This window comes from Anabaena sp. FACHB-83 (genome assembly GCF_014697485.1).
GTDB lineage: Bacteria > Cyanobacteriota > Cyanobacteriia > Cyanobacteriales > Nostocaceae > Nostoc_B.
The window spans coordinates 20,529-28,466 of the sequence record NZ_JACJRY010000066.1; the positions used below are offsets into that span (position 1 = coordinate 20,529).

The 7,938-nt window shown below is 41.0% G+C and carries 4 protein-coding genes and 3 pseudogenes; 3 read left to right on the forward strand and 4 right to left on the reverse strand.

From position 1 onward, the window contains the following. Nucleotides 1-176 precede the first annotated feature (176 nt). A complete protein-coding gene (locus H6G79_RS33280; protein ID WP_190593706.1) occupies nt 177-2,567 on the reverse strand; it encodes a tetratricopeptide repeat protein in 2,391 nt (796 codons plus the stop codon). A 106-nt stretch (nt 2,568-2,673) separates the two neighbouring features. Beyond that, nucleotides 2,674-3,557, reverse strand: a pseudogene (locus tag H6G79_RS33285) (DUF2887 domain-containing protein). A 535-nt stretch (nt 3,558-4,092) separates the two neighbouring features. Here H6G79_RS33285 and H6G79_RS33290 point away from each other — a divergent pair. Continuing rightward, nucleotides 4,093-5,742, forward strand: a complete 1,650-nt coding sequence (locus tag H6G79_RS33290; protein WP_190593709.1) for a mechanosensitive ion channel family protein — start codon at nt 4,093-4,095, stop codon at nt 5,740-5,742. A gap of 246 nt (nt 5,743-5,988) precedes the next feature. Beyond that, nucleotides 5,989-6,252 carry a hypothetical protein gene (locus H6G79_RS33295; RefSeq protein WP_190593711.1) on the forward strand — a complete coding sequence of 88 codons (264 nt, stop codon included), beginning with the start codon at nt 5,989-5,991 and terminating at the stop codon, nt 6,250-6,252. A gap of 167 nt (nt 6,253-6,419) precedes the next feature. Here H6G79_RS33295 and H6G79_RS33300 read toward each other — a convergent pair whose 3' ends face one another. Continuing rightward, the gene (locus H6G79_RS33300; protein WP_190593713.1) at nt 6,420-7,166 is read right to left on the reverse strand and encodes an SDR family oxidoreductase; all 747 of its coding nucleotides are present in this window, start codon (nt 7,164-7,166) and stop codon (nt 6,420-6,422) included. Nucleotides 7,167-7,251: 85 nt separating this feature from the next. Between H6G79_RS33300 and H6G79_RS37560 the strand changes: the two are divergent. Next, nucleotides 7,252-7,710, forward strand: a pseudogene (locus H6G79_RS37560) (LysR family transcriptional regulator); the annotation flags it as partial. Nucleotides 7,711-7,743: 33 nt separating this feature from the next. Here the strand turns inward: H6G79_RS37560 and H6G79_RS36550 are convergent. Next, a pseudogene (locus tag H6G79_RS36550) lies at nt 7,744-7,938 on the reverse strand (hypothetical protein); the annotation flags it as partial.

Consider the following 7,938-nt stretch of genomic DNA (forward strand, 5'->3'; position numbering starts at 1 on the left):
ACACTTCTATAGCAATCCTGTCTGAGTTGTGAAAAAATATTGTTTTTAACGAACCGCATAGACGCGGTAGCGGCTTCCCGCAGGGTAGGACGCAAAGGACACAAAGAAGGAAAACAAAGAGAAGAAAGAGAATTTCATAAATGATTTAGAATTCTATATCTACCTTGTCCTCCTTGTCATCCTTGTCTATTCTCAACAGACCAACCTTTATATATCTTCTCAACTTGCTTCGGTGCTTGGATTTCTGTAAATAACTGAATTGCTTGCTGAAAATACATTTGGCTGATATCAGTCTTGGCGAGTTGTTGATAAGTTAAACCTAATTGAAAATAAGCTTCTGCTAAGTCACATTTCGCGCCTATTTGCTCTAGGAGTTCGATAGCTGCTGTATGATTTATAAGGGCTAATTGATAATCTGTTTGTTGGCGATAAATTTCTGCTAAACTGTTTAATGTTTTTGCTTTAACTTGCATATAATGACCTGCTTCTGCAAAGGTCAATGCTTGCTGAAAAATTTGGTTGGCTTGAGATAAATTACCTAAATTGAGATATGTTTGTCCTAAAATTTGGATGAAATAAGCAAATCTTCCCGTCTTGAGTAATTTTTCATTGGCAATATTTTCATAAGCTGCATTTGCTAATTCATCAGCTACATCACAAAATCCTAAATAGGAATTAACTAATGCTAAACATACAGAGGCTTTTTCTGCCCAGCGATGATGTGCAGTATTTTGTGCTAGATAAATTACTTGTTGAAATAACTTGAGGGCGGATTCTAGTTCCCATAAGTCTATTTTGTAAAGACCAATGCTTAACAGTGAATCGACTTCTAACATTCGCAGATAATAGACTTGATGTTGATTGTCTAACTGCGGTACAAGTGATTTTAGTGCTTGTGTGGCTAAATTGATAGTTTTTTCTTGACAGGCGATCGCTTGATTGATTTTTCCATTTATCCAATACAAATCACCCAAAATATTGTATAATTCAATAATATTTTCTTCTGATTCAATATTGTTAATTACTTGATTAATTGCCGCCAAAATAGGCTGAATTAATCCCATCCGATATAACGTACTACCCAAAGGTAAAAACTGTTGCCATTGATTATTGCGACTTTTGAGAATAATTTTACCAGCTAACTCAAATTCATGAATTTCGATGTAATGATAGTATGCCTCTAAAGCTTGTAAAGCATCTTTAAAAGTAGCGATTTGTGTAACATTAGCTGTCCAAAATTCGGCGGCTTTGTGATTTGTAATTTCCCACTCATCACTAGTGCGTAACCGGGCGATCGCTTCGGCGCGAATTACCGGGTGTAACCAATATTCGCCTTGATTGCACTCTATTAACGAGCGATTTCTCAGGGAAGCAATAATTTGACGATGTTCAGTCGGAGGAACATCCCAAAGTAAACAAAACAGCCCTGGAGATGGAATCGTGGGGATATCTTGGTAGCGATAACAACCCAAACGGCACAGCAAACGATAAGCTTGAGCATCAAGGGCTTGTAGACGATTAATTTGACTAACGGCTAAATTTTTTAAATCGGTGGCGGCTAAAGGATCATCATGATTTGCTTGCCAATATAAACTCATATCACCACCAAAATCCTCCTGCATTGCACCGCACAGAATACCCATTGCTTTGGCATTACCGCCGTAAGTATGATGTATTTGTTGCAAAGTAGAAAGATTAATCGTTAACCCACGGTTGCTAAAAAACTTTAGCCAAGTGCTTTGATCTAAACCAGGAAGCCGATAATGATGTACATTCAACCCTGGTTCACACAAGCGATCTCGGCTAGTAATTAAGGTAACAGACTGCACCCGTACATCAGCCAAAACCCGCAACAGTTCTACATAGCTGCGGTGAGGCGCAATTAACTTTCCCTGCTGATCTAATGCGGGTTCTAAATTATCAATTAAAATTCCAATGCGCCGATTATGCAGTTGGCGCTTCAATCGTCCTAATGTTACGCCAAACTCTATCCCTGGTTCTTCGCCAAAGTCTTGTTTTAACCATTCCTCTACCACTCGTTCCGCAGCAGTGATATTTTGGCTTTCCTTCGCCATTAATAATTCTAAAACCAAGTCAAAACCCAGGGTTTGTAGATATTGCTGGGCGAGAGTCGTTTTGCCTAAACCTCCCTCACCTTGGATGACAATTATTTTCGCGCCTTGGTTTACCAGAGTATTCACATGAGCGATCGCATCTTGTCGCCCAATAAAATTAGTATCTTCTAATCTGGGGACAGTTTGTGGCGGCGATAATGACTCATTAATCAACCCTGATATTGCAGAAGTTTTTCTCAGAACTCGTTCCAAAGTAGCGCGACAATTACTTTTAGTAATCTTCTGTCGCAACACCTGAGACAGTAACTTCCATAACTGTGAGCCAACATCCTTAACATGTCCTTCTGTACAGCCGTAAGCATGGGCAATATCTAAATATTTTCTACCCAACCAAACCTGCTGAAGAATAACTTTCTGCAATTCGCTCAACCGTTCCCCAGTTTGAGCAGGAATAATGGTCTCTAACCATGCTAATGCTGCTTCAGCGTTCATTATGTAACGATGAGGGTAGTTAGATTCTAGAACTATAAATTACTCTACAATTCCCCTACCCCATTTTTCCGATAAGATTCGATGAATCCGACTTTTCTCATTTAATCTATCGCTTTTCTAACCAAGCCTGTAAATCAGCCAAACTGGTAAAATCTAGCAATGCTTCGCTCAAATCTTCCAGAACAGGCAAAGGCAAACCAGCAATTTTAGAGCGCATTTCTTCCGATAATTCGCCAAACCGCTTATTTAGGAGCCGAAGGACTAGATTAACTGTTGCTTCTTCACGCCCTTCTTCTTTAATTTCTCGGTAAACTCTCGTTTCTTTGAGTGTAATTCCCAGCATTGACTCAACCTCTGTTCTAGTTAACTGTTCAAACTTGTACACCATAATTGTGAGAATCATCTCTATTATGGCGCGACTCCCTGACTCTGCGACTTCTTGGCGAGTTCTAGTTAAGAGATATCTCGCCTCTTCTGGTGCTTGATTTTCCTCTAGAGTTGTCAGCACCATCAACGCTACCCATATCGGTAAAGAGCGAATATTGCCTAATTCATCCAGATACACCCGATGCACTTGTCCACCATTGAGGAAGGAACGATGTGGATGAATATCACTTTGTTCAGTATTGCGTGATGGATAAATGATGACTGCTTGCCAATCGCAGAATCTAGCACGGTTACGGTAAAAATAAAGTGCAGATTCAGCAAATACTCTTTCGTAAAGCTGTTCATCTGTTTGGAACTGCACTTCACAGAAGTACACAACTCCTGCACCTTGATTTTCTGGCGGGAGAAAGCGAAAAGTTTGTGGGGAAGGTTTCCTTCCACAAAACTTTTCAAGACAACACCATCAATTTCAAATTTGGGTTCTTTGACGGCTACTGAATCAAATCGGTACGCTTCTGCATTGCTGGGTGGTGTTGCTAATAATTGAAATAACAGTGTAGGAGATTGTTGAAATAGTTTGTAAAATATTGAATCTCGACGCATACAGTAGTATTAGCCCTTTAAGTTCAATATTTTAAACTAAAGCTCTGATTTTTAAAGAATGAATATTGCTCAAGAACAGTTTTGCTTGGGCATTAACTACAACTGCTTTATCTACCTATAGGACTCATATTTGATTTATGAAAAAAATCAGTACACCCAGATCAGCAGTCTTTCCTACTCCCTACTCCCTACTCCCCATTCCCTACTCCCTGCTTACACAACTAGATTCAGGAATTAAACCGTATTCCTATTAGTTGAGATGTAGTGAGTGAAACCAAACCAAATAATACCGGGCTATTTGAATTGTGGTTTAATTTATTTTTTGTGAGAGTATAATCACAGATTCTGCTGAGTTATCCTTAAAAGTTGATGAATCTATTTGTCATCTATCTAAAGAGTTAAACATCAGTAAATTTCATAATTTGCAATCTTTAACCAGAAAACTTAACTTTAGATAGGTACAATTACTAAAGTCAATTTTGGAGTATGGCTAAGTAAGTAATCAAAAATAGATTTTCTTCAAGGAGGTGTTGGAGTGCGTTGGCATTTTTTGGCATTTTTTGGTTCAATCACGGTTTCTGCTATTGCTGTAACACCAGTAAACGCGCAAATTCCCTTGTTACCACTATTGCAAACTCCCAGCAGCTTGAGTAATGACTCTGAGAATAGAAATGTTTCTGGCTGGATTTATTTAGATGGTCGTCGTTTATTTCAAATCAGCGCCACTAAAACTAATTTGCCAGAGCGTTTACAGAATATTCAGCGAAACTTGAATCAAATTAGCCAGAATTACTTTCAATCCTCAGCAACGGAAATCAAGGTAGAGGTGCGGAAAGTTAACGAAATACCCGTCATTCAGGTGAATGGTGAATATCTGATGACTGTCACCTCTGAGGATGCAGAACTTAGACAAGAAGATCAGCTGATCTCGGCGAATCAAATTGCTGATGCTTTACAAGAAGACTTACAACGGGCAAAACAAGAACGACAAACTCAATATCTACTCAATCAAGGTAAAATTGCTGCTGGCATTGGCCTGGTGATGGTGGTCACAAGTTGGGGTGTATATTATTGGCAGCGTCGCTCTCGCAAAGAAACAGCGCAGCCAGTTCCATCAATTTCTTCGACAGCGCAACCAATTACAACGCAACTGAATCAACAGCAACATCGTCATTTTCAAGAAGTAAAGAAGCGTTTGTTTCAGTTAACGCAAGCTGGAATTTGGGGAGGGGGTAATTTTCTGATTTTGGGGTTATTTCCCTACACTCGACCGTTGCAAGTAGCCATACTCTCGGCGGCGCAAATTCCCTTAAAACTTGCTGTTGTGGCCTTGGGGACTTATGTCGCTACCCGTTTCAGCTATGCTTTAATCGATCGCTTCACAACGACACTCATCAGTAGTGGGGTTTTATTAACCTCCGATACTTCTGAACGTCTGCGTTTAAGAGTCTCTACCTTTTCAGGTGTGACTAAAAGTATTGTCACTATTATCTGGGTAGGAGTTGGGATTTTATTCGCCCTTGTTTCTCTGGGGGTAGATATTGTTCCTCTACTTGCAGGTGCAGGTTTAGTTGGTGTGGCTGTATCTTTGGCTTCCCAAAACCTAATTAAAGATGCCATTAACGGCTTCTTGATTATCCTGGAAGACCAGTATGCGTTGGGCGATGTGATTAATGTGGGCAATGTGGGTGGCTTAGTGGAAAATCTCAACTTGCGGATGACACAACTACGCGATTCAGAAGGACGCTTAATTACAATTCCCAATAGTGAGATTAAAATTGTCGCCAACCTCTCTAGCCGTTGGTCACGGGCCGATTTAACTGTTCCCATTGCCTATGAAGCTGATGTTGACCATGCTTTGGACTTGATTAAAAAAGTCGCTTTAGAGATGGATCAAGATTTGCAATGGAAACATCAAATTATTGAAACTCCGCAAGTTTTGGGTATTGATCATTTTGGCGATCGCGGTTTAATTATTCGTGTGTGGATTAAAACCCAACCTCTTAAACAATGGGATGTCGCACGGGAATATCGCCGCCGCCTGAAAGTTACCCTTGACCAAGCCGGAATTAATATCCCAGTACCACAACAAGCTATCTGGGTGAATGATGCACAGCTATTGAATGCACAGATGAATGGTAAGGGTGATGAGTCAATGGTCAATATAGCAGGGAACAGGGAATAGGGAACAGAGTAGAGTGGGCAAAACCTGGATTTCTCACAAGAGAGAAATCCACAGGTGTGGGAAGATGGTGAAGAAATCTTTCCCCCCACACTCCCCACACTCCCCACACTCCCCACACCCGCTACCCATACGTGAGAAATTCGGGAAAATTGCCCACCCTATTGGCAAGTGAAACAACCTCTGGGCAATGCAGTACATTTGTACTATAATAGATATAGCGTCCAGAAATCCTAGTGCAATGCAACTATGATCAAGCATTACATTCTCAACCTGAATCCAACTGCCAAGCACGAATGGGATCGCTGTATTTTACGTGACCCACTGACTGCAAAACGTCCAGACTTTTCCCGCTTAATTGCCGAAGCGGTTGGTGCTGATACAGGAAGTTATTTAATCAGCATAAATATTGAAATACAGGTATTAGAACAAGCAGCAGTACCGCAAGCTGAACAACTTTCACTTTCTTTTCCAGAGGTAGCTGTTCAATCGCCCATGAGAGAAGCGGCGTAAACCTGGATTTCTCACAAGAGAGAAATCCAGGGGTGTGGGAGGGGTGGGAAGTGTGGGAGGATGGTGAAAAAATCTTTCCCCCCACACTCCCCACACTCCCCACACTCCCCTCTCTCTCCACACCCGCTACCCATACGTGAGAAATTCGGGTAGAGAAGGGGAGAAACTTACCACTGTAATTGAATTGGCCCGCCAAACTTCCGCATCTCTGCAAAAAATTGCCCTTGCGCTCCTCCATCTGGTAGGGTTGCTAAATAAACTGCTGTTTCTGCGCCTTCTTCTGCGGTGAATGGCGCATTTTCACCTCCCATATCAGTTTTCATCCAACCAGGAGAATAGGCATTGACGAGAATATTCTCATTTTGGAGTTCCCTAGCCAAAAGTATAGTTAGCCCATTGATCCCGACTTTGGAAAGTCTATAGGAAGGCGCGAGGGGGTAGTAGTCACTGCCCATTGTATACAAAGAAGCCATTTCGGTAGAAACATTCACAATGCGACCATAGTTGTTGAGTTTCATCAAGGGAATTAAAGCTTGAGAAATTCTCAGTACCGCTAGAACATTAGTGTTAAATGTAGCTTGCATTGTTTCTAGCCGAACAGTCAATAAGCTGGATTCTTCCGGTGTGGCGGTAGGATTAATACCAGCGTTATTTACCAGAATATCTAACTTGCCGTAGGTTTGCTGTAGCCACTGAGTAAATTCTGCAACACTACTGCCACTATTTACATCGAGTACATGATAGTTGATATCTAGCCCTTCACTAGATAACTGCTGCTTGGCTGCTAGACCATCTGTTTGATTACGGCTGGTTAAAACAACATGAATACCGATTTGAGCCAATTTTCGGGAGATAGCATATCCTAAGCCACGATTGCTACCTGTAACTACGGCAATCTTGGTTTGAGTTGTCATGTTGATAACTTTTAAATAACTGTTAGTTTTACTTTACTGAGATGTTATAAATTAATCAAATTGATTGAAATAATGTGTTTCATCGATGGGATTAATAGATTTATCTGCCGTTGATCTCAACTTGCTGGTTGCTTTTGAGGCACTTTTTGAAGAAAAAAGTGTGACAGCCGCAGCTACAAGGCTGTATTTGGGGCAACCAGCCATGAGTGCAGCTTTAGCTAGATTACGCACGCTATTTCAAGATGATCTATTTATCCGAATTGGCAGAGAAATGCAGCCCACAGCCAAAGCAGTGGCAATTGCACCCGGTATCAAAGTAGCTTTACAACAAATTCGGCAAACATTAGCCGCCAGCCAAACGTTTGATGCCACAAATTCTCAAACAACTTTTACAATTGGCAGTTCAGATTACACCAGCCATGTTGTGATGCCTAAACTTTTGCAGGTTTGTCATCAAATTGCACCAAAGATTAATTTTCGCTTGATTGGTTTTGCCAAAGACTCGGTAGGAGAACTATTAGAAAATCGAGAGATTGATTTAGCTTAATCAAAAATTCATCCCACACTGCCCTTCGGGTCAGATGTGGGATGAATTTTTGGCTGACGACGAATTGACCCACAACCAATTCAATCCGCTTTCCTTGACAGGACAGGGGGTAGGTGAGGAGTCAGCATTGTTTATGCTTGGTAACGAGTCAATAAGCTCATCTATCACTTGAGTCATTGTTTTGTCAGCATACTCTGCGTATTCTTTGAGCTTACTGAATCTGCG